The sequence below is a fragment of the Streptomyces sp. NPDC014676 genome (assembly GCF_043084105.1).
Lineage (GTDB): Bacteria > Actinomycetota > Actinomycetes > Streptomycetales > Streptomycetaceae > Streptomyces.
The window spans coordinates 46658-68150 of sequence record NZ_JBIBZI010000007.1 but is presented as its reverse complement, the minus strand read 5'-3'; the positions used below and the strand labels follow the sequence as shown (position 1 = coordinate 68150).

At 73.0% G+C, this 21493-nt stretch carries 20 protein-coding genes; 6 read left to right on the top strand and 14 right to left on the bottom strand.

Features of this window, described 5'->3' with window-relative positions:
* Positions 1 to 7: 7 nt before the first annotated feature.
* The 3 genes from ACF1DX_RS20860 to ACF1DX_RS20850 are packed head-to-tail and all read right to left on the bottom strand — an operon-like array spanning position 8 to position 3064.
* The gene (locus tag ACF1DX_RS20860) at positions 8 to 601 is read right to left on the bottom strand and encodes a TetR/AcrR family transcriptional regulator (RefSeq protein WP_391792643.1); all 594 of its coding nucleotides are present in this window, start codon (positions 599 to 601) and stop codon (positions 8 to 10) included.
* A 28-nt stretch (positions 602 to 629) separates the two neighbouring features.
* Complete coding sequence (locus ACF1DX_RS20855; RefSeq protein ID WP_391792642.1) at positions 630 to 2294, bottom strand: class I adenylate-forming enzyme family protein; 1665 nt, start codon at positions 2292 to 2294, stop codon at positions 630 to 632.
* Complete coding sequence (locus ACF1DX_RS20850) at positions 2291 to 3064, bottom strand: SDR family oxidoreductase (protein ID WP_391792641.1); 774 nt, start codon at positions 3062 to 3064, stop codon at positions 2291 to 2293. Before ACF1DX_RS20850 ends, ACF1DX_RS20855 begins: the two co-directional genes overlap by 4 nt.
* Positions 3065 to 3231: 167 nt before the next feature.
* Between ACF1DX_RS20850 and ACF1DX_RS20845 the strand changes: the two genes are divergently transcribed.
* Both ACF1DX_RS20845 and ACF1DX_RS20840 read left to right on the top strand, forming a co-directional pair.
* The gene (locus ACF1DX_RS20845; protein WP_391792640.1) at positions 3232 to 4482 is read left to right on the top strand and encodes an exo-beta-N-acetylmuramidase NamZ domain-containing protein; all 1251 of its coding nucleotides are present in this window, start codon (positions 3232 to 3234) and stop codon (positions 4480 to 4482) included.
* 356 nt (positions 4483 to 4838) lie between these two features.
* Complete coding sequence (locus ACF1DX_RS20840) at positions 4839 to 5441, top strand: hypothetical protein (protein ID WP_030867158.1); 603 nt, start codon at positions 4839 to 4841, stop codon at positions 5439 to 5441.
* Positions 5442 to 5741: 300 nt separating this feature from the next.
* Here the strand turns inward: ACF1DX_RS20840 and soxR are convergent, their stop codons facing one another.
* Entirely contained in the window at positions 5742 to 6224 is a 483-nt protein-coding gene (soxR, locus tag ACF1DX_RS20835; protein ID WP_391792639.1) for a redox-sensitive transcriptional activator SoxR, read from the bottom strand.
* 131 nt (positions 6225 to 6355) lie between these two features.
* Between soxR and ACF1DX_RS20830 the strand changes: the two genes are divergently transcribed.
* A complete protein-coding gene (locus tag ACF1DX_RS20830) occupies positions 6356 to 6817 on the top strand; it encodes a MaoC family dehydratase (protein ID WP_030867150.1) in 462 nt (153 codons plus the stop codon).
* On the opposite strand, the gene ACF1DX_RS20825 is transcribed toward ACF1DX_RS20830, so the two are convergent.
* The 3 genes from ACF1DX_RS20825 to ACF1DX_RS20815 form a co-directional block, all read right to left on the bottom strand.
* Positions 6808 to 7452 (bottom strand): TetR/AcrR family transcriptional regulator, encoded by a 645-nt coding sequence (locus ACF1DX_RS20825; protein ID WP_344560463.1) that lies wholly within the window; start codon positions 7450 to 7452, stop codon positions 6808 to 6810. The two genes, ACF1DX_RS20830 and ACF1DX_RS20825, sit on opposite strands and share 10 nt — an antisense overlap.
* 71 nt (positions 7453 to 7523) lie before the next feature.
* The gene (locus ACF1DX_RS20820) at positions 7524 to 7811 is read right to left on the bottom strand and encodes a YiaA/YiaB family inner membrane protein (RefSeq protein ID WP_391792638.1); all 288 of its coding nucleotides are present in this window, start codon (positions 7809 to 7811) and stop codon (positions 7524 to 7526) included.
* 60 nt (positions 7812 to 7871) lie between these two features.
* Complete coding sequence (locus ACF1DX_RS20815) at positions 7872 to 9023, bottom strand: acyl-CoA dehydrogenase family protein (protein ID WP_391792637.1); 1152 nt, start codon at positions 9021 to 9023, stop codon at positions 7872 to 7874.
* Between the two features lie 88 nt (positions 9024 to 9111).
* On the opposite strand from ACF1DX_RS20815, the gene ACF1DX_RS20810 reads away from it, so the two are divergent.
* The 3 genes from ACF1DX_RS20810 to ACF1DX_RS20800 all read left to right on the top strand — a co-directional run bounded on the left by ACF1DX_RS20810 (position 9112) and on the right by ACF1DX_RS20800 (position 11699).
* Entirely contained in the window at positions 9112 to 9753 is a 642-nt protein-coding gene (locus ACF1DX_RS20810; RefSeq protein WP_030867137.1) for a TetR/AcrR family transcriptional regulator, read from the top strand.
* Between the two features lie 224 nt (positions 9754 to 9977).
* Positions 9978 to 10688, top strand: a complete 711-nt coding sequence (locus ACF1DX_RS20805) for an ArsR/SmtB family transcription factor (protein WP_391792636.1) — start codon at positions 9978 to 9980, stop codon at positions 10686 to 10688.
* 63 nt (positions 10689 to 10751) lie between these two features.
* Positions 10752 to 11699 carry a DMT family transporter gene (locus ACF1DX_RS20800; RefSeq protein ID WP_391792635.1) on the top strand — a complete coding sequence of 316 codons (948 nt, stop codon included), beginning with the start codon at positions 10752 to 10754 and terminating at the stop codon, positions 11697 to 11699.
* A 214-nt stretch (positions 11700 to 11913) separates the two neighbouring features.
* On the opposite strand, the gene ACF1DX_RS20795 is transcribed toward ACF1DX_RS20800, so the two are convergent.
* The 7 genes from ACF1DX_RS20795 to ACF1DX_RS20765 form a co-directional block, all read right to left on the bottom strand.
* Positions 11914 to 12999 carry a Zn-dependent alcohol dehydrogenase gene (locus tag ACF1DX_RS20795; RefSeq protein ID WP_391792634.1) on the bottom strand — a complete coding sequence of 362 codons (1086 nt, stop codon included), beginning with the start codon at positions 12997 to 12999 and terminating at the stop codon, positions 11914 to 11916.
* Positions 13000 to 13015: 16 nt separating this feature from the next.
* Positions 13016 to 14404 (bottom strand): aldehyde dehydrogenase family protein, encoded by a 1389-nt coding sequence (locus tag ACF1DX_RS20790; RefSeq protein WP_391792633.1) that lies wholly within the window; start codon positions 14402 to 14404, stop codon positions 13016 to 13018.
* Positions 14405 to 14510: 106 nt separating this feature from the next.
* A complete protein-coding gene (locus tag ACF1DX_RS20785; protein WP_391792632.1) occupies positions 14511 to 15851 on the bottom strand; it encodes an ABC transporter ATP-binding protein in 1341 nt (446 codons plus the stop codon).
* 215 nt (positions 15852 to 16066) lie between these two features.
* A complete protein-coding gene (locus tag ACF1DX_RS20780; protein WP_391792631.1) occupies positions 16067 to 16264 on the bottom strand; it encodes a hypothetical protein in 198 nt (65 codons plus the stop codon).
* Positions 16265 to 16376: 112 nt separating this feature from the next.
* Positions 16377 to 17606 (bottom strand): MFS transporter, encoded by a 1230-nt coding sequence (locus ACF1DX_RS20775; protein ID WP_391792630.1) that lies wholly within the window; start codon positions 17604 to 17606, stop codon positions 16377 to 16379.
* A gap of 37 nt (positions 17607 to 17643) precedes the next feature.
* A complete protein-coding gene (locus ACF1DX_RS20770; protein WP_391792629.1) occupies positions 17644 to 19047 on the bottom strand; it encodes a CitMHS family transporter in 1404 nt (467 codons plus the stop codon).
* Positions 19048 to 19180: 133 nt separating this feature from the next.
* Entirely contained in the window at positions 19181 to 21445 is a 2265-nt protein-coding gene (locus ACF1DX_RS20765) for a molybdopterin oxidoreductase family protein (protein ID WP_391792628.1), read from the bottom strand.
* Between the last annotated feature and the right edge of the window lie 48 nt (positions 21446 to 21493).

The following is a 21493-nucleotide window of genomic DNA, read 5'->3' as shown; positions in this document are numbered from 1 at the left end:
GGTGTTCTCAGGCGCGCAGGGCCCGCAGCAGCAGGTCCGCCAGGTGGTCGGCGACCTCCTGGGGGCTGAGCGGGCCGTCGGGGCGGTACCAGGTGGACAGGTGGTGCACGGAGCCGAAGTGGTAGTCGACCACCAGGTCGGCCGGGGTCGCCGTGGAGAAGACGCCCTCGCGCTGGCCCTCCTCGATCAGCGCGCGGAAGCGTTCGTGGTAGCGGCGGCGCTCGGCGCGCACCTGCTTGTTCTTCTCGGGGCTGAGGTGGTGCATGGAGCGGAAGAAGATCGACGCGTCGTCGAGGTTCTCGATCGTGGTGACGACGACGTCCGCCGCCGCGCCGCGCAGCCGCTTCTCGACCGGCTCGTCGGCGTCCGCGTACCGGTCGAGGCGTTCCTGCTGGAGGCGCAGCACGCGCGCGTACACCTCGTGCAGCAGGTCGTCCTTGGAGCCGAAGTAGTGGTAGAGCGCCCCCTTGGTGACGCCTGCCGCCTCGACGATCTCCTGCACCGAGGTGCGGTCGTAGCCCCGCTCGGCGAAGAGCCGGGTGGCGGCGGCCAGGAGCCGCTGCGGCACAGGAGTCCCGTCACCGTCCGTCGTCCTGGGCACTGCCGCCACCCGCCTTTCCGTGTCGCTGCTAGTCGTCGTGGGTCAGGGAACGCAGTTCCCGCCGGAGGATCTTCCCACTGGCCGTTTTCGGCAGGTCCGGCAGGATCTCCACCTGGCGCGGATACTTGTAGGCGGCCAGTCTCTCCTTGCAGTACGCGGCGAGCGCGGCCGGGTCCGCCTCGGCGCCGGGGCGCAGGCTGATGAAGGCCTTGACGGTCTCCCCGCGGTACCCGTCGGGCACCCCGACGACGGCGGCCTCGCGCACCGCCGGATGCGTGTAGAGGACGTCCTCGACCTCGCGCGGCCACACCTTGAAGCCGGACGCGTTGATCATGTCCTTCTTGCGGTCGACGACGTACAGCCAGCCCTCGGGGTCCATGAAGCCGATGTCGCCGGTGCGCAGCTCGCCGTCGGGGAAGGTCTCGGCGGTGGCGTCGGGCCGCTGCCAGTAGCCGGGCACGACCTGCGGTCCGCGCACGACGATCTCGCCCTGCTCGCCGAAGGGCACCTCCTCGCCCCGGTCGTCGACGATCCGTACGACGGTGTCGGGGCCCGGTACGCCGACGGCCAGCGTGCCGGAGGCCTCGTCGACGGGCGCCTGAAGGTGCGGCGGGACGGAGGCGCAGGGGGCGGTGCACTCGGTCAGCCCGTAGCCGTTGCGGATGTAGGGCCCGAAGCCGGCCCGGAACTTCTCCACCAGGGCGGGCGGCAGCGGGGCGCCGCCGGAGGAGATCACCCGGAAGGAGGAGAAGTGGTCGCGGCCGGCGTCGGGGTGGGCGGCCAGCGCCATGAAGGCGGTGGACGGGCCGACGGTGTAGTGCGGCCGGTGCTCGGCGAAGGCGTCGAGGACGACGCCGGCCTCGAAGCGGTAGGCCAGGACGAGGGTGCCCGCGCTGTTGAGGCAGGCGCCGAGCTGGCAGACCATCCCGGTGATGTGGAACAGGGGCGCGAGCGCGAAGTAGACGGGCGCCTCGGGCAGGCCGAGCCCGGTGCGCTGCCGCTCGGCGTTGTACATGATGTTGCGGTGGGTGTTGGTGGCGCCCTTGGGGGTGCCGCTGGTGCCCGAGGTGTAGCTGATCAGCGCGGTGTCGCCGGGGGCGGGGTCGCGGTCCTCCGGGGCCGGGTGTCCCTGGCGGGCGACGGTGGTGAGGTCGTCGGCGTCCGGGGCCTGCGGGAGCCGTTCGAAGGTGAGCACGCGCGTGTCGCCGCGGGTCTGGAAGTCCAGCTCGCAGCCGGTGAGGACGATCCGCACGGGCGAGTTCGCGGCCGTGTCGCGCAGGTACGACTCCCAGGCCCGGTCGGAGCAGATCAGCGCGGCCACGCCGGCGTCCCGCAGGACGTGCGTCACCTCGCCCGACTTGTACATGGGGTTGACGGGCACGACGACCGCGCCCGCCTTCCAGGCGCCGAGCAGGGCGAGGACGAAGTGCGGGGAGTTCTGCAGCAGGATCGCCACCCGGTCGCCGCGTTCCAGGCCGCGTGCGGCGAGGTGGCCGGCGACGGAGTCGCTGAGCTCGTCGGCCTCGCGGTAGGTGAGGCGGCCGTCGAAGTAGGCGAGGAAGGCGCGGTCGGGGGTCTCGGCGACCGCGCGGCGCAGGGCGTGCACCAGGGAGGCGGCGGGGTCGACCGGGGCGCGCTGGACGTCGGTGAGGAGGGCCAGCCAGGGCTTGGCGGCGTAGCGGGAGGCGGTCACCGGTTCGCCTCCCACTGCTGCTGGAGGCGGTTCATGCCGGCCAGCCAGCGGTCCGGCTCGGCGGCGCGGGCCCGGTAGTACTCGGCGACCTCGGGGTGCGGCAGGATCAGGAAGCGGTCCTCGTCCATGCCGCGGAAGAGGGCGTCGGCCACGTCCTCCGGCTCGATCGCGGTCGGCTTGAGGACCAGGTCGCCCGCGCTGCCGCTGGCGTCGAGCATGTCGGTGCGCACGCCCTGCGGGCAGATCGCGTGGACCTTCACCCCGCGGTGGCGGTACGTCAGCGACAACCACTCGGCGAAGGCGTAGGCGCCGTGCTTGGTGACGCTGTAGGGGGCGGTGCCGATCATGGTGAGCAGTCCGGCGGCGGAGACGGTGGAGACGAAGCGGCCGCTGCCGCGCTCCAGCCAGTCCGGAAGCAGCGCGTGCGCCGCGCGGACGTGCGCCATGACGTTGACGTCCCAGGAGAGCGCCCAGCCCTGCTCGTCGAGCGGCGCGCCGGGCTCCCCGCCGTCGCGGCCGACGCCCGCGTTGGCGCAGTACACGTCGACCGTCCCGCCGAGCGCGTCGCGGGCCTCGGCGACGGTCGAGGAGGCGTCGCCCACGACAGCCAGGCCGCCGATCTCCTGGGCGACGGCCTTCGCGCGGTCGGCGTCCAGGTCGTTGACGACGACCTTCGCCCCCTGAGCGGCGAAGCGGCGGGCGAGTGCCGCCCCGATGCCGCCCCCGGCTCCCGTGACGACCACCTTCGCACCCTGCACGGCTTGCACCATCGGTCTCCTTCGACGCGGCTCCCAGCGGTTCCGGCGTCAGACTAACCGGTCGGTATGCCCGGTGGAAGGGGTGTTCCGCGCGGGGCCGGTCCGGTTCGTTCCCCGGGACGGCCGGGCGCGCTAGCGTGCGTGCGCATGACACCCGCCACGATCACGGAGGTCACCGCATGAAGCTGTCCAGACGGAGCCTGCTGGCCACCACCACGACCGCGGTCGCGGCCTGTGCCGCGCCGGCCGCCGCCGCTTCCGGGCCGGGGCGCGGGAGCGGCCGGGCGCTGCGCACCGGGTTCGAACGGCTCGCCGCGGACGGCTACGGGCTGCTCGACGGGCGGCGTGTGGGCGTGGTCACCAACCCGACGGGCGTCACCCGGCACGCGCGGCACATCGTCGACGTGATGCACGCCGACGACCGGGTGGACCTGACCGCCGTCTTCGGCCCCGAGCACGGCTTCCGGGGCACCGCCCAGGCGGGCGGCTCGGAAGGCCGCTACGACGACCCGGCGACCGGCCTGCCGGTCTACGACACGTACCTGAAGAGCGGGCAGGCGCTCGCCGACGTCTTCACGGCGTCCGGTGTGGACACGGTCGTCTTCGACATCCAGGACGTGGGCGCGCGGTTCTACACGTACATCTGGACGCTGTTCGACTGCATGGAGGCCGCCGCGCTCGCGGGCAGGCGGTTCGTCGTCCTGGACCGGCCGAACCCGGTGACCGGGCGGGCCGCGCTGGGCCCGGTGCTGCACAAGGAGTTCGCGACGTTCGTCGGGCGGCAGCCCGTCTCGCAGGCGCACGGGATGACGGTCGCGGAGCTGGCGCTGCTGTTCAACGGGGAGTTCCTGACGGTGCCGGTGCCGCTGGAGACCGTGCCGATGTCGGGCTGGCGGCGGTCGGACTTCTACGACGCCTCCGGATTGCCGTGGGTGCCGCCGAGCCCGAACATGCCGACGCCCGAGACGGCGCTGGTGTACGCGGGGACGTGCCTGTTCGAGGGGACGAACCTGTCGGAGGGGCGCGGGACCACCCGGCCGTTCGAACTGCTGGGGGCGGAGGGGGTCGACGGTCGCTGGGCGGAGGAGGCGAACGCGCTGGGGCTCGCGGGCGTCCGCTTCCGGGAGGCGTACTTCGCGCCGGCCTTCTCCAAGTTCCAGGGGAGGACCGTCGGGGGCGTCCAGGTGCACGTGCACGACCGGGATGCGTTCGACCCGGTGCGGACGGGGATCGGGCTGCTGATCACCGCCAAGCGGTCGTGGAGCGGTTTCGCCTGGCGCCCGGACCACTGGATCGACAAGCTCACCGGCTCCGCGCGCGTGCGCACCATGATCGACGCGGGCGCGGACACGGACGAGGTGGTGGCCGGCTGGCAGGAGGAGCTGGCGGGGTTCCGGAGGATGCGGCGGGAGTACCTGCTGTACCGCTGAGAGCGGGTGGTACGGGACGGCGGCGGGCGGCGGCCCGCCGCCGTTTTGCGCCAGGCGTGCATAGAGGCGGGGTCTTCAGGAACCCGTGGAAGCTCCCGGGAGTTCTCAGGCCGACGAGGAGTGGCCGCTCCCCGCGGGGAGGGCACGGAGCGGGTTACCGTCGGTATCCCCGTGAACGACCACAACTGAAGCAGGGATCACGGGAGTTGCCCCGTGAGTCCCCGCGGCCGGCTGATGGGGGCCATCGAAAAAAGGATGGAGCCGATTCGCGTGTCGATACGTCTATTCGGCGACGTCCGTTCGACGACGCCGAAGTGACCGGATTACAGGTGCAGGTGTGACGGAGGTGCAGGACGATGGCCGGTTTCCGGAGTCTGGCGAGACAGGTCCGAGATCCCCGGTGCGATCTGGCGCTGCGGCGCTATTCGCTGCGCAAGTGCCTTGAGCGGTTCGCTCCCTACGGGCACCGGGCGACCTGGGACCATCTGTGCGCGCGGGCCGGGTTCGATCCCGAGGACCGCTCCGTCGACCCGGCGCGGCTCGTGGCCGCACTGGACGAGCTGGAGGAGGCCCGGGCGGTCTGGCTGGCCTATGAGGTGGAGTTCGCCGACCGCCGCAGGAAGGAGAAGCACGACGGGCTGCGCAGGCCGGGCAGTGTGGACGACTGGCACCGGCTGACCTGGGGCGGTTTCGGTGTGGCCTGGTGCGACGATCCGCGGGTGCATCCGCGCGAGCCGCTGGCCGAGGTGCTGCGGCGGCTGATAGCCGCGCTGGAGCGCGAGCCGGGTACGGTCTGCCCCGTGTGCCGGGGGGAACGGCTCATGTGGCGCTTCGACCTGGATCACGAGCCGTCGACGGGACCGGTCTGCACGGACTGCGGGATCCTGGTGCCGCGCCCCGTGCTCACCCCGGCGGCCCTGGCGGACGCCCGTCGGGCGAGGCTGCTGGTGTCGGCCTGAGGGACGGCGACGCGCCGCGGCTGCGGGCGGATGTGCCCCAGGGGCACCCGGCAACGCACCGCAGCTGCGGCAGTCGCGCCTCCCCCGGTGCCTTGAAGGCCTGGGAGGCGCCCCCAGGGCGGTGGGGGTCACCCGGCCAAGCGCAGCGGGGTGGGCGCCGGCCGGGAGGGACGTCGCGCAGCCCGGCGCTGGCGGGGTGCCTCCCCCACTCTCGACTTCGCTCGAGCGGGAGGTACCCCCATCGCCCACCCGTGCCGCCCTGCGGCACGATTGCCCGCGGATGGGCGGGGGCGGCGCGAGTCAGGGGGTGCCGGGTCGGGGGTGTGGGGGGTTTTCGGGGAGCAGGCGGGAGCCTGTCAGGTGGTCGCCCGAGATGTCGTTCGGGTTGGACAGGACGCAGCTCTCCAGTGAGAGGCAGCCGCAGCCGATGCAGTCCGTGAGGTGGTCGCGCAGGCGGTTGAGCTGCCTGATGCGTTCGTCCAGCTCCGAGCGCCACGCCTCGGAGAGGTGCGCCCAGTCGTCCCGGGTGGGCGTGCGCCCCTCGGGCAGCTCGGCGAGCGCCTCGCGGATCGTGGCGAGCGGGATGCCGACGCGCTGGGCGGCACGGATGAAGGCGACCCGGCGCAGGGTGTCACGGCTGTAGCGGCGCTGATTGCCCGAGGTGCGGCGACTGCCGATCAGGCCCTTGGCCTCGTAGAAGCGCAGGGCCGAGACGGCGGCGCCGCTGCGGGCGGAGAGCTGGCCGACCGTGAGCTCGTGGATCTTCTCGGGTATCTGGGGCACTCCCCGAACCCTACCCACCCGTCCGGCGGCCGGCCGTCGTTGACAGGGAACGTCCGGCACACCATGCTAAGCAGTTGCTTAGGCATGCGCACACCGATGCGCTGCGACTCCGTGACGCGAGAGGCCGGGACATGGCAGAGCCGAGGATCTTCACGTCCGTCGACGACCTGAAGGCGGCGGTGGGCGAGCAGTTGGGGTACACCGACTGGCTGGAGGTCGACCAGAAGCGGATCGACCTGTTCGCCGAGGCCACCGGGGACCACCAGTGGATCCACGTCGACCCGGAGAAGGCCGCGGCGGGACCGTTCGGGACGACCATCGCGCACGGCTATCTGACGCTGTCGCTGCTGCCGCTGTTCGGCCCGCAGCTGATCTCCGTCGAGGGCGTGAAGATGGGCGTCAACTACGGCACCAACAAGGTGCGCTTCCCCGCCCCGGTCCCGGTCGGCTCGCGGGTGCGCGCGACCGCGACGATCACCGCCGTCGACGAGGTGCCGGGCGGCGTCCAGGTGGCCACGGCGTTCACCGTGGAGCGCGAGGGAGGCGACAAGCCGGTGTGCGTCGCCGAGTCGGTGGCCCGCTACTACCTCTGAGCGGGGCCGGCCCCCCGGGCCCCGACCATCCTGAGCACGAGGTCGGCGTAGAGCGCGCCGACCTCCTCGGGGGTGCGGGGACCGTCGACGTTGAACCAGCGGGCCACGTCGATGCACAGGGAGAGCACGGCGAGCGTGGTCCCTTGTACGTCGATGACGTCGAACTCGCCGGAGCGCACACCCTCCTCGATGATCCCGCGCACCTCGGCGTCGACCTGCCGGCGCAGTCCGAGGATCTCGGCGCGGGCGTCGGGGCCGAGCGAGTCGAGTTCGTACTGCACGACCCTGGCGGTGGTCCGGCCGCCCGCGTGCCAGCGGACGAAGGAGCTGACCGCTTCGGCGAGCCGCTCGCCGGGGCCGCCCTCGGCGCGGGCCGCCGTGCGCAGGATCTCGACGGCCTTCTGGTGGCCGATCCTGCTGATGCGGTGGAGCAGCTCTTCCTTGGTCTTGTAGTGGATGTAGAGCGCGGCCGGGCTCATCCCGGCGCGGCCCGCGATGTCGCGGGTCGTCGTGGCGTGGTAGCCGCGCTCCGCGAACGCCTCCACTGCGGCGAGCAGCAATCGCCGGGCCGCGTCGGGCGTGACCTCACCCCACGGTTGCGCCTCGGCACCGGCCGGCTCCTCCGCCGTACTCATCGCTCACCTCATTCGCTGGCAGGGACAACACCATACCGGCAAGGGTGAGCGCTCGCTTAGCGCGCCCGTCGTCACAGCTTCTGCAGCGGGTCGTACTCGGAGAGCATCCTCTCCAGGCGGGCCTGGTCGACCCGGTTGACGATCTGCCCGGCCTCCTGGCGGTCGCGGATGACCTTGGCCAGGGTGAAGGCGGAGGTGACGAGGTACAGGACCGCGATGCCCAGGAAGGCGCGGACCCAGGCGTCGGCCTCGAGGTTGAAGATGCCGACCGCGGTGGCGCCCATGGCCACTCCGAAGGACGCGACGGCCTGGCCGTAGAAGGCGGCCGTGCTCTGCTGCTTGACCGGTGTGTCGCTCATGGGGAAAAGGATCGGCGGATGTGGCCGCGGCCACATCCGCTCAGCTACTCAGGCACGTACTCAGAACGCCGAAACCCCGGTCAGGGCACGGCCGATGACCAGCTTCTGGATCTGGCTGGTGCCCTCGTAGAGGGTCATCACACGGGCGTCGCGCAGGAGCTTTCCGGCCGGGTACTCGTCGATGTAGCCGTAGCCGCCGAAGACCTGCAGGGCGTTGTTGGCGGCGCGGACGGCGGCCTCCGAGGCGAAGAGCTTGGCCTTGGAGGACTCGACGGCGAAGGGCTTCCCCCGGTCGATCAGGTCGGCGACCCGCCAGGTGAGCAGCCGGGCCGCGTCGACGTCCACGGCGATGTCGCTGATCAGTTCCTGGACGAGCTGGTGACGGGCGATGGGCTTGCCGAACTGCTCCCGCTCCCCCGCGTAGCGCACGGCCGCGTCCAGGGCGGCCTGCGCTATGCCGACGCAGCCGGCCGCGACCGACATGCGGCCCTTGGCGAGGGCGGACATGGCGACCGAGAAGCCCTTGCCCTCGGGGGCCAGCATCGCGGAGGCGGGCACGCGCACGTCCTGAAGGACCAGTTCGGCGGTGGCCTGGCCGCGCAGGCCCAGCTTGCCGTGGACGGCGCGGCGGGTCAGGCCGGGGGTGTCGGTGGGGACGAGGAAGGCGGAGACGCCCTTGTGGCCGGGGGCGTCGGTGGAGCGGGCGAAGAGCAGGACGACGTCGGCCCAGGTGCCGTTGGTGATGAACATCTTGGTGCCGTTGACGACGTAGTCGTCGCCGTCGCGGACCGCCCGCGTGGCGAGGTTCCCGGCGTCCGACCCCGTGCCGGGCTCGGTGAGGCCGAAGCAGCCGACGTACTCCCCGGAGGTGAGCCCCGGCAGCCAGGCGCGCTTCTGCTCCTCGTTCCCCCAGGCGGCGATCGTCTTGGCGACCAGGCCGAGGGAGACGGAGACGATGCCGCGCACGGAGGAGTCGCCGCGGCCCAGCTCCTCGGTGACCAGGCAGTACGCGAGATGGTCGCCGCCGCTGCCGCCGTACTCCTCGTCGATCGTCAGCCCCAGGAAGCCGACCTCGCCGAGCTTCTTCACGATGCCGCGGTCGACCTCCTCGGCGCGGTCCCAGGCGGTGGCGTGGGGCACGACCTCGCGCTCCACGAAGTCCCGGGCGAGCCGGCGGACGGCCTCCTGCTCCTCGCTGAGCTCCAGGTTCATACCGAGTCACCCCACGTGAGATCCATGTGAAACGTGCACATTTAAATTAGCACTGCTAGTTTCAAGGCGCAGCCCTACTATGTGCGCCATGGCCCGACCGCGCAAGCCCTTGCTGAGCACCGACCGGATCGTCGGCACGGCCCGTGCGCTGGTGGACGCGGAGGGCCTCGCGGCCGTCTCCACGCGCCGGCTCGCCGCGGAACTGGGGGTGAGCGGGCCCTCGCTCTACAACCACTTCCGTACCAAGGACGAGATCCTGGAGGCGGTCGCCGACTCGGTGAGCGCGCTGGTCGACCTGTCGATGTTCGAGGACGGCCGGGAGTGGCGGACCGCGCTGCACGACTGGGCGGTCTCCTACCGGGCCGCGCTGCGCGACCACCCGAACATCGTGCCGGTCCTGGCCCGCGGTCCGGGCCGCCGTCCGGCGGCGCTGCGGCTGGCCGACGCGGTCTACGGCGCGATGGTCGAGGCCGGCTGGCCGCCCGCGCAGGCCACCTCCATCGGCGCGCTGATGCGGTACTTCATCATGGGCTCCGCGCTCGGCTCGTTCGCCGGCGGCTTCGTGGACGACGCCAGCGCCTACGACCCCGCCGACTACCCGCACCTCGGGCAGGCCCATCTCCTCGCCGAGCAGCAGGAGAAGATCGACGAGCGGGCCTTCGAGGCCGGGCTGAGGGCGCTGCTGGACGGGCTGGCGCTGCAGTACGAGCAGGTGCGGGCCGGCGCCTGAGCGCTCCGCTGGGGGTGCGGTGATGTGCCGTCGATCATCCGCGGCGCCGTCGTGGCCGGTCGCGCCCACGCGGCGGTAGCCGCACGAAGGCACGGTCCCGCGCCCCTTCGGGGCGCTGTCGTGGCCACGCGGCGGTAGGCGCACGGTCGGCACGGTCCCGTCCTCCTTCGGGGGACCGGACGCTTCGGTGAGGGCCGAAGTGTCCGTGCCGCATGCTGGGGGACATGACCACCAAGGACCCCCGGGCGGCCGGTCTCGCGCGGCTCGCCGCGCTGGCCGCCGACGAGACGCGGGCCGCGTGTCTGCTGGCGCTGCTGGACGGGCGGGCCTGGACCGCGGGCGAGCTGGCCCGGCACGCCGGGGTCGCCGCGTCCACGCTGAGCGAGCACCTGGGCAAGCTGGTCGCGGGCGGGCTGCTGGCCGAGGAACGGCAGGGGCGGCACCGGTACGTACGGCTGGCCGACGCGCGGGTCGCGCACCTGGTGGAGGACCTGGCCGCGCAGGTGACTCCGGACGCCGCCGAACGCCCGCGCACGCTGCGGCAGGCGGGCGCCGGGTCGGCCATGGCCCGCGGACGCACCTGCTACGACCATCTCGCCGGGCGGCTCGGCATCGCCGTCACGGACGCCTTCACCGCGCGGGGACTGCTGGTCCAGGAGACCGGGTTCGCGCTCACCGACGCGGGACTTCGCTGGTTCGGTGCGGCGGGCATCGGCCTCGGCCGCCGTGGCCGGCGCCCGCTGGCCCGCGCCTGCCTCGACTGGACCGAACGCCGCCCCCACCTCGCCGGAGTGGCGGGCGCCGCCCTGTGCCGGCACGCCCTGGAGACGGGGTGGTGCGTGCGCATCGGCTCCGAGCGGGCGGTGAAGGTGACGGAGGCGGGCGAACGCGCGCTGTCCGAACTGCTGGGGATCGACGCGGAAGCCCTCCGCTGACCAGTAGGCCCCCGTCCGAAACCCGCGAGCGTCCCACCCTGACCTCCTCCTAGCCTCGGGAGCATGATGCACGCCCCCACCCCCCGTTCCGACCGGATGCTCGCGGCCTGCGCCGCCGGTGTCACCGTCGTGCTGTGGGCCTCCGCCTTCGTGTCCATCCGCAGTGCGGGAGCCGCGTACTCACCGGGGGCGCTCGCGCTCGGCCGGCTGCTGGCCGGGGCGCTGACGCTGGGCGTGTTCTGTCTGCTGCGACGGGAAGGGCTCCCGCCCCGGGCGGCCTGGCGGGGGATCCTGATATCGGGACTGCTCTGGTTCGGGTTCTACATGGTGGCCCTCAACTGGGGCGAGCAGCAGGTCGACGCCGGTACGGCCGCGCTGGTGGTGAACATCGGGCCGGTCCTCATCGCCCTGCTCGGCGCCCGGCTGCTCGGGGACTCGATGCCGCCGAGGCTGCTGGCGGGGATGGCCGTGTCGTTCGCCGGCGCGGTGACCGTGGGGCTGTCGATGTCCGGCGGGGGCGGGTCCTCGGTGCTCGGCGTGGTGCTGTGCCTGCTGGCGGCCGTGGCGTACGCGGCCGGGGTGGTCGCGCAGAAGCCGGCGCTGGGCGCGGCGAGCCCGCTGCAGGTGACGACGTACGGGTGTCTGGTGGGGGCGGTGGCCTGTCTGCCGTTCGCCGGGCAGCTCGTACGGGAGGCCGCCGAGGCTCCGGTCACCGCCACGCTCAACATGGTCTACCTGGGCGTCTTCCCGACCGCCCTCGCCTTCACCACCTGGGCCTACGCCCTGGCCCGTACGACCGCGAGCCGGATGGGCGCGACCACGTACGCGGTGCCCGCGCTGGTCGTGCTGATGTCGTGGCTGGCGCTCGGCGAGGTGCCGGGTCCGCTCACCCTGGTGGGCGGCGCGCTGTGCCTCGCGGGTGTGGCGGTGTCCCGGTCCAGGTCGAGGACGGCGGCGCGGGCGGCCGCGGTCCCGGTCGCCCGGGAGGAGGCCGCCCGCGAGCCGCGCTAGGGGGTGTCTGACAAATGAGCGCGGGAGAAGGAGCGGCGTCCGGTGCGTGCGATCGCAAGGCGCTGGAGCGTCCTCGATGGGGGTCCCCCCGCTCGAGCGAAGCCGGGAGTGGGGGAGGAGCCACGTGGGCGTTCCGGCAACGCGGCTGGGGGTCCCCCCTCCGGGGGAGTGCGTGCCGGACGCCGCGACGCCGCGGGCATGTGTCAGACACCCCCTAGAACACCACCAGCGCCCGTCCGCCCTTGCCGGCCAGCATGGTGTCGAAGGCGGCCGGGATGTCGTCCAGGGCGATGTGTCCGGTGACCAGGGTGCCGAGGTCGAGGCGGCCGGCCCTGATGTGGTCGGCGAGGACCGGGAGGTCGCGGGCCGGGTCGGAGTTGCCGTAGACGCAGCCGGAGAGGGTGCGGCCCCAGTGGAAGATCTCCAGGGCGTTGAAGGTGACCTGCTGGTCCTTGCCGCCGATGCCGACGACGGTGGTGCGTCCGCCGCGCCGGGTGGATTCCCAGGCGGTGCGGATGGTGGTCGCGCGGCCGACGCACTCGACGGCCACGTCCACGCCCTCCTTGCCGGTGAGGGCGCGGATCTGCCGGGGGGTGGTGTCGGAGGCGACGAGGTAGTCGGTGGCGCCCGCGGACCGCGCGAGCTCCTCCTTCTCCGGGGAGACGTCGACCGCGACGATCGTGGACGCGCCCGCGATCCGGGCCGACTGGAGGGCGGCGAGGCCCACTCCCCCGACGCCGAACACCGCGACGGTCTCCCCCGGGCGCACCCGCGCGGAGTGGTGGACGGCGCCGTAGCCGGTGAGCACCGCGCAGCCCAGCAGGGCGGCGTCGGTGAGCGGGACGCCGTCCGGGGCGGGCAGCACGCAGGAGAGGGGCACCACCGTCTCCTCGGCGAACGCGGCCACGTTCAGCCCCGGATACAGGTCGGTGCCGTCGTCGGCGCGGCGGGCGTGCACCTCCGCGGCGCCGGCCAGGGCGCCCGCGCACAGCCAGACCTCGCCGCGCGCGCAGGCGGGGCAGGTACCGCAGGAGGGTGCCCAGTTGAGGACCACGCCGTCACCGGGCGCGACCTGGGTGACGCCCTCGCCGACGGCGACGACCGTGCCGGCGCCCTCGTGGCCGAGGACGGCCGGGACGGGCAGGCGCATGGTGCCGTCGGACAGGGACAGGTCGGAGTGGCAGACCCCGGCGGCGGCGAGCCGGACGCGGACCCGGCCGGGGCCGGGGTCGGGCAGGTCGATCCCGGTGATCTCCAGCGGAGCACCGACGGCGGGCAGAACGGCGGCACGTACGGCCATGGCGGATTCGACTCCCCTAGAACTGGAGGGACTTGGTCTGGAGGTACTCGGTCAGGCCGTGGGCGCCGAGTTCGCGGCCCACACCGGACTGCTTGTAACCGCCGAAGGGGGCCAGCGGGTTGAAGCGGCCTCCGTTGATGTCGACCTGGCCGGTCTCCATGCGGCGGGCGAAGGCCACCGCCTCCGCCTCGTCACCGGCCCAGACCGCGCCGGCCAGGCCGTAGACGGTGCCGTTGGCGATGCGCAGGGCGTCGTCCTCGTCCGTGTAGCGCAGGATCGACAGGACGGGGCCGAAGATCTCCTCCTGGGCGATGGTCATCTCCGTGGTGACGTCGGCGAAGACCGTGGGGCTGACGTGGTAGCCCTTCTCGTGCGGGGAGTCGGGGCCGCCCGCGACCAGCCGGGCGCCCTCGGCGACGCCCTTGGCGATGTACCCGCGTACGCGTTCCTGCTGTTTGGCGTTGACGAGCGGGCCGATGCGGTCGCCGTACTTGGCGGCGGCAGCGGCGGCGAGCTCCACGGCCTCGTCGTACCGGTCGTGGTGGACCAGCATGCGGGTCCAGGCACTGCACGTCTGGCCGGAGTTGGACATGACGTTGGCGACGCCGACGTTGACCGCGCGGGCCAGGTCGGCGCTGGGCAGGATGACGTTGGCGGACTTGCCGCCGAGTTCCAGGGCGACCTTCTTCACCATGCCCGAGGCGATCGCGCCGATGCGGCGGCCTACGGCGGTGGAGCCGGTGAAGGAGACCAGGTCGACGCCCGGGTGTTCGGCGAGGGCCTGCCCGGCCACCGGACCGAGACCGGTGACGAGGTTGAACACACCGGCCGGGATCCCGGCCTCGTGCACGGCCTCGGCGAACAGCCGGGCGACCAGCGGGGTGTCCTCGGCGGGCTTGACCACGATGGTGCAGCCGGCCGCGAGGGCGGGGGCGGTCTTGGCGACGATCTGGTGGAGCGGGTAGTTCCAGGGGGTGATCGCGCCGACCACGCCGACGGGCTCGTGGAGGACCGTCGAGTTGCCCGCCTTCTCCTCGAAGGCGTACGTCGCCGCCAGCTCGGCGTACGAGCCGGCCACGGCGATCGGCACGCCCGCGTGGACCGCCTGCGAGAGCTTGAGGGGCGAGCCGAGTTCGGCGGTCACCGTCCCGGCGATCTCGTCCTGCCGGGCCACGAGCACGTCCCGCAGCGCGGCCAGCCGGGCGGCGCGCTCGGCGGGCGGGGTGGCGGCCCAGGCGGGGAGGGCGGCGCGGGCGGCGCGCACGGCGGCGTCGACGTCCTCCACGGTGCCCGCGGGGACGGTGGCGATCACCTGTTCGTCGGCCGGGTTCACCACCTCGATCACGTCCGGGCCGGCGGCGGGGCGCCAGGCGCCGTCGATGTACATGCCGTCGTATGCCTTCATCGCGCTTCCTCCGGGGCGGGGCGTCGGTGTCCGACCGCTCAGTTCGTGCGAGCTCCTAAACTAGCGATGTTAGTTTTCCCGCGCCAGGGGTCTCCTTACGACCGTGTCACTCCTCCAGGTCGGGCAGCCGTGCCGGGTTCGGGCAGATCCGCTCGCCCTGCTGGTCGAAGACGAAGAGATGGGCGAGGTCGACCAGGAGCGGTACCTGCATGCCGTGCCGGAGGCGGATGTCGGGGGTGGTGCGGACGATGAGGTCGCCGGGGACGCGGGGCTCGGCGGAGGCGGGGACCGGGTCCGGCCGTCCGGAGCGGTCCAGCGTCGCCACGGGGCCGGCGCGCAGCGCCCCGGCCCGTTCCCGCAGCCGGTGCAGGACCGTGCCCTCGCGGCGGCGGCGCCGGGCCGGGCGCTCGGGCCGCGGGTGCGGGGCCTCCAGGTCGGGGACGACGGCGGGGCGGGAGCCGGTGTCGAAGTGCACGAGGACCTCGTGGCCCTGGAACTCCAGGTGCTCCACCAGGCCGGTGAGCGCCACCTCGCCGGTCCGCGCGGCGGACGGCTTGGCGATCCGTACGGCCTCCGAGCGCAGGCCCACGATGACCTCGCGGCCCTGCTGCACCCGCAGCAACTGGTGGTCCAGGGAGAGCGGTTCGGGCAGCCGCAGGAACTGTTTGCCGAGGCTGATGGTCATCGCCCCGTCGAGCGGGGCGCGCACCAGGCCGCGCAGCAGATTGATGCGCGGGGTGCCGATGAACGCGGCGACGAAGACGTTGCTCGGCAGCGCGTACACGGTGCGCGGGGTGCCGACCTGCTGGAGGACGCCGCCGCGCAGTACGGCGACGCGGTCGCCGAGCGACATGGCCTCGGACTGGTCGTGGGTGACGTAGACGGTGGTGACGCCCAGTTCCCGGGTGAGCCGGTGGATCTCGGCGCGCAGCCGGTTGCGGAGCTTGGCGTCGAGGTTGGACAGCGGCTCGTCCATCAGGAAGGCGGAGGGGTGGCGGGCGATGGCCCGGCCCATGGCGACGCGCTGGCGTTCACCGCCGGAGAGCTGGGCGGGGAAGCGGTCGAGGAGGTCCTCGATGCCGAGCATGCGGGCGGTGGCGTCCACGCGCGGGGCCGGGTCGGCGCCGGGGGACTCGATGCGGAGCGGAAAGCCGATGTTGTCGCGGCCGGTCATGCTCGGGTACAGGGCGAAGTTCTGGAACACCATCGCCATGTCCCGGCCGGAGGGCGGCAGTTCGTTGCCGTACTCGCCGTCGAGGAACAGCCGGCCCTCGTCGATGTCCTCCAGTCCTGCGATCATCCGGAGCACGGTGGACTTGCCGCAGCCGGAGGGGCCGAGCAGGACGAGGAACTCACCGGGCGCGATGTCCAGCGACAGCCGGTCCACCACGCGGACGTCTCGCGTGTATGCCTTGCTCACGTCGTGCAGGGAGATGGCGCGTGTCATGAGGGTGCCCCCGGGGGCGGATCTGGGCGCTGGCGCTCCGCGTTCGGAACGCCCCGCACGGGTCGCACGGGGCGTGTGGGTCACGGAAGCTAACGGAAAGTAGCGGCCGGGGGAAGATGCCGAGCGGGATCGGGGCGCTCCGGTCCAGCAGGTGAGAAAGCGGACGTCCGAATTCAGCGGACGTCCTGGTCCTCCGGGGTGACCGGCGTTCCGCGTCAGTCGTCTCCGCCGCTCCCGTCGTCGCCGCTTCCCGAGCGGCCGCTCGAACGGCTCGACCGGAGCAGTTCACCCGCCGCCAGGGTCGCCTTCGCCACTCCGCGGACCCAGCGCGGACCGCCCCGGGCCGCCCGGACGACGCAGACGCATCCTCCGACGACGACAACGAGGACACCGGACAGGACGAGCAGAAACATGTGGTCCCCCCTCTGTGTGCGCGCGGCACATGTGTGCACAAGTCCGCCTCTTGATGGGCGGCATGTGCGATCGCGCCATCCTGCCAGTGCGGACGCGCCCGCCGGGCACCGGCTAGCGAGCCGTACGGCGCCGGGGGCGGGCCCCGGTGTCCTTCCGGGTGGACGCCGGGTCCTCCCCCGGCCGGGCCGGACTGCGCAGGGCGACCCCCGAGGACAGGAACAGCAGCGCGCCCAGCATCACGAACGGCGCCGCCACCCCCGCGACCCCCGCGATCAGTCCCGCCGCCGCGGGCGCGGCGACCTGCCCCAGGCGGTTGCCGGTCAGGCGCAGGGCGAGGGCGGTGGAACGGGCCTCGGCGGGGGCGGCCTGGACGACCGTGGTCATGGACAGCGGCTGCCCGACGCCCAGACAGAAGCCGAGGACGGCCAGGATCATCGCCAGCGTCCAGACCGGTACCGGCAGCGCCACCCCCGCGCACAGCAGCCCCGCCAGCAGACAGGTCACCGTCAGCAGCACCGTGCGGCCGAGCAGGCGCAGCAGCGGGGTGAGGACCAGCCGGCAGGCGATCGTGGCCGCCGCACGGAGGCTGAGCAGCAGGCCGATGACGGCCGGGTCGATGCCCCGGTGCTCGCCGACCACCGGGAGGTAGGCGGTGAGGATGTCGGTCGCGGACAGCACGGCCACGCTGATGAGGATGCCCGCGGGTACGCCACGGGCGCGCAGGATGCCCCGTACCGGCACCCGTGCGCCCTGCCCCGTACGGGATCCCAGGTCTCCGGGGCGCTCTATGCGCCACAGCGAGGTGAGCGCGACGGCGCCGCCCGCTCCCGCCACCAGCAGGGCGAGCGCGCTGGTCCGGGCCATGTCCGCGCCGATCAGCGCGCCCGCCGCGACGGGACCGACCAACTGGCCGAGCGAGGCGCCGATGGTGAAGTGGCCGAAGTTGCGGTCCTGTTCGTGCGGCGCGGACTGGCGGGCGACGAGCGACTGCGCGCCGATGACGAAGCAGAGGTGGCCGAGGCCCATCACCCCGCTCCACAGGGCCATCGTCCCCAGCGATCCGGCGAGGCCGCTCAGCGCGCAGCCGCCGGAGATGAGCACCACGCCGGCCGGGAGCAGGGGCGCGCAGCGGCCGTGGTCGGTGCGCCGGCCGAGCGGTACGGCGGCGAACAGCGGCAGCAGCGCGTACACGCCCGCGATCACACCGACCGCCCGCTCGTCCGCGCCCAGCGCGAGCGCCCGGTAGGAGACGGCGGGCCGGGCCATCGACACCGCCCCCTGCGCGAAGCCGAAGGCGATGACGAGGCGGAGCAGCCAGCCGCGGTTCCCACCGGGCGCCATGATCGGGTCCTTCCTGGCAGTGGTCCGGGTGTCCGGCTCAGATGATGCCGAACAGGATTCCGGCCGCGAGGATCAGCAGGCAGATCAGGGCCGCCCACTTCACCACGAACCGGGTGTGGTCGCCGAACTCGACCCTGGCCATGCCGACCAGGACGTACACCGCGGGGACGAGCGGGCTGGACATGTGCAGCGGCTGGCCGACGAGGGAGGCGCGGGCCATCTCCAGCGGGGAGACGCCGTGCGCGGCACCGGCTTCGGCGAGGACGGGCAGGACACCGAAGTAGAAGCCGTCGTTGGACATGAAGTAGGTGAGCGGAAGGCTCAGCAGGCCGGTGACGAGGGCCATGTGCGGGCCCATGCCCTCGGGGATGACGTCCACCATCCACTCGGCCATGTGGTCGACCATGCCGGTGCCCTGGAGGACGCCGGTGAAGACGGCGGCGGCGAAGACCATGCCGGAGACGTTGAGGACGTTGTCGGCGTGGGCCGCGAGCCGGGCCTTCTGGTCGGGGATGTGCGGGAAGTTGACGGAGAGCGCGAGGGCGGCGCCGAGCAGGAACAGCACCGGGATCGGCAGCAGCTCCATGATCATGGAGGTGAGCAGGGCGACCGTGAGCAGCGCGTTGAACCAGTACAGCCTGGGGCGCAGGGTGGGGCGGTTCGGGTCGAGGCCCTGGAAGTCGTCGTCGTCCTCCGCGTCGGCGTCGGTACCACCGGTCGCGGTGGTGTGCTTCCCCGAAGCGGTACCGGTGCCGCCGCCCGCGCCGACGAGGACCGTCTCCGTCTCCTCGGCCTTCTCCTTCACCAGCGCCTCGTCCAGCGTCAGCACGCCCAGCCGCCTGCGCTCGCGCAGACCGAGCACGTAGGCGAGGACGACGACGCCCAGCAGGCCGACCAGCAGGGCGGGGATCATCGGGACGAAGATGTCGCCGGCGTCGAGCTTGAGCGCGGTCGCCGCGCGGGCCGTGGGGCCGCCCCAGGGGAGGGTGTTCATCACGCCGTTGGCCATGGCGGCGACACCGGTCATCACGACCAGGCTCATCTTCAGGCGCTTGTACAGCGGGTACATCGCCGAGACAGTGATCATGAAGGTGGTGGAGCCGTCGCCGTCCAGGGACACGATCGCGGCGAGCAGCGCGGTGCCGACGACGATCCGCATCGGGTCCGCCCTGCAGAACCGGAGGATGCCGCGGACGATCGGGTCGAAGAGTCCGACGTCGATCATCACGCCGAAGTAGACGATCGCGAACATGAGCATCGCCGCGGTGGGCGCGAGGCTGGACACGCCGTCGATGACGTAGTCACCGAGGTGGGCGCCCTTGCCGACGAACACGCAGAACAGCGCGGGGATCAGCACGAGCGCCGCGATCGGCGACATCTTCTTCAGCATGATCAGGACCAGGAAGGTCGCGATCATGACGAAGCCGAGGATGGTCAGCATGAGTGGACACCTAACGTTCGCCCTTGAACTCCCACCAGGGCCGGCGGTGCGTCGACGTTAGGTTCCGTAAAGCGGCGTTAACAAGATGTTGACCTGCGAGCAATAAGCGCAAAACCCCAGGTCACAGCTTTGCTCAGGTCAGGGCATGGAACGTTTCGGTCACGGCGGCGCCCAGCGGGGCCACCTCGACGGGGACGCCGTTGAGGACGGCGTTGCCCGACAGCGGGTCGAGGAGGCTGCCGTCGAGGAGCTGGTTGACGTTGGCGCCGGGGTCTGCGGCGGCGTGCCGCGTGCGGGTGCCGGGCCGGTCGTGTCCCCAGCCGTGCGGCAGGCTCACCACCCCCGGGCGTACGGCGTCGGTGACCTCGGCGGGTGCGGTCACCTCTCCCCCGGCGCCCTTGATCCGCACCGGCTGTCCGTCCCGTACGCCGAGGCGTGCGGCGTCCTCCGGGTGGAGGTGCAGGGTGCAGCGGTTGGAGCCGCCGGTGAGGGCGGGCACGTTGTGCATCCAGCTGTTGTTGGAGCGCAGGTGGCGGCGGCCGACCAGGACGAGTCCGGCGGGGCGTTCACCGAGGGCGGCGCGCAGCCGGGGGAGGTCGGCGGCGATCGGTTCCGGGAGCAGCTCCACCGTGCCGCTGCGGGTCTTCAGCGGCCGGGGCAGCCGCGGGCGCAGGGGGCCGAGGTCGATGCCGTGCGGGTGGGCGAGGAGTTTCTCCAGGGTGAGCCCGTCGGGGTCGGCGCCGAAGCCGTCGCCGTACGGGCCGAGGCGCAGCATCATGTCGAGGCGCCGTTCGGGGCCGTCCTCGCCGGTGAGCAGGGCGGCGAGCTCCTCCGGGTCGCGGCCGTGGACCGGGGAGTGAGGCTCCCGGACCGCCTTGGCGAGGGTCTGGCCGATCACCATGGCGTCGACGGCGCCGGGGTCGGCGCCGTGCATGCCGGTCGCGGCGAGGATCAGCCGGGCCAGGATCTCGGTCTCGGCCATCCGGCCGGGCTCCAGGGGGACGGCGGGGCGGGTGTAGCGGACCTGGTTGCGCACGGCGAGGGTGTTGAAGGCGAAGTCGTGGTGCGGGCTCTGCGCGGGCGGGGGCGGCGGCAGGACGACGTCGGCATGGCGTGAGGTCTCGTTGAGGTACGGGTCGACGCTGACCATGAAGTCGAGTGAACCGAGCGCCTTGTCGAGCCGGTCGCCGTCCGGGGCGGAGAGGACCGGGTTGGCGGCGACGGCGACGAGGGCGCGGATCGGCTCGCCGTCGTCGGTGGGGGTGTCGATCTCCTCGGCGAGGGCGGAGAGCGGCAGTTCGCCCTTGGCCTCGGGGTGCCGGCTCACCCGGGAGTGCCAGCGCCCGAGGGCGAAGCCGCGGCCGGGTCCCGCGGGGCGCGGGGTCTTGTCGGTGGCGGCCTGCGGGAAGAGGGCGCCACCGGGCCGGTCGAGGTTGCCGGTGAGGATGTTGAGGACGTCGACGAGCCAGCTGGCGAGGGTGCCGTGCGGGACGGTGCAGCTCCCGATGCGGGCGTAGACGGCGGCGGTGGGGGCGGCGGCGAGTTCCCGGGCGAGGGTGCGCAGGGTGGCGGCGTCGACGTCGCAGGCGGGGGCCACGGCTTCGGGGGTGAAGTCGTGCAGCGCCGCGGCGAGGTCGTCAAGCCCCGTCAGGTGTGGCGCCAGTTCCCCCGGGTCGGCCAGGCCCTCGTCGAACAGGGTGTGCGCCAGCGCCGCGAGCAGCAGCGCGTCGGTGCCGGGGCGTACGGCGAGGTGCCGGTCGGCGAGGCGGGCGGTGCGGGTGCGGCGCGGGTCGACGACGGTGAGGGTGCCGCCGCGGGCCTTGAGCGCCTTGAGCCGGCCGGGGAAGTCCGGCGCCGTGCACAGACTGCCGTTGGACTCCAGGGGATTGGCGCCGATGAGCAGCAGGTGGTCGGTGCGGTCGAGGTCGGGTACGGGGATGGCGTTGGCGTCGCCGAAGAGCAGTCCGCTGGAGACGTGCTTGGGCATCTGGTCGACCGTGGAGGCGGTGAACAGGCTGCGGGTGCCGAGCCCGGCGATGAGCACGGGCGGGTAGAGGGCGCCGGCCATGGTGTGGACGTTGGGGTTGCCCAGGACGATGCCGACGGCGTGCGGTCCGTACCGTTCGACGACGGGCCGTATCCCGGCGGCCACGGCGTCGAACGCCTCCGCCCAGGTGGCCTCGCGCAGCTCCCCGTCGACGCGGACGAGCGGGGCGCGCAGCCGGTCGGGGTCGGAGTCGACGGCCCCGAAGGCGGCGCCCTTGGGGCAGATGAAGCCCTTGCTGAACACGTCGTCGCGGTCGCCGCGGGCGCCGGTGACGCGGCCGTCGTCGATGGTGAGCGTCAGGCCGCAGGTGGCCTCGCACAGGGGGCAGATACGAAGGGCGGTGCGGGACACGGGTCCTCCCGGGTGCGGCGGCTGCGGTGGCGCGCGGACGGGCCGAGC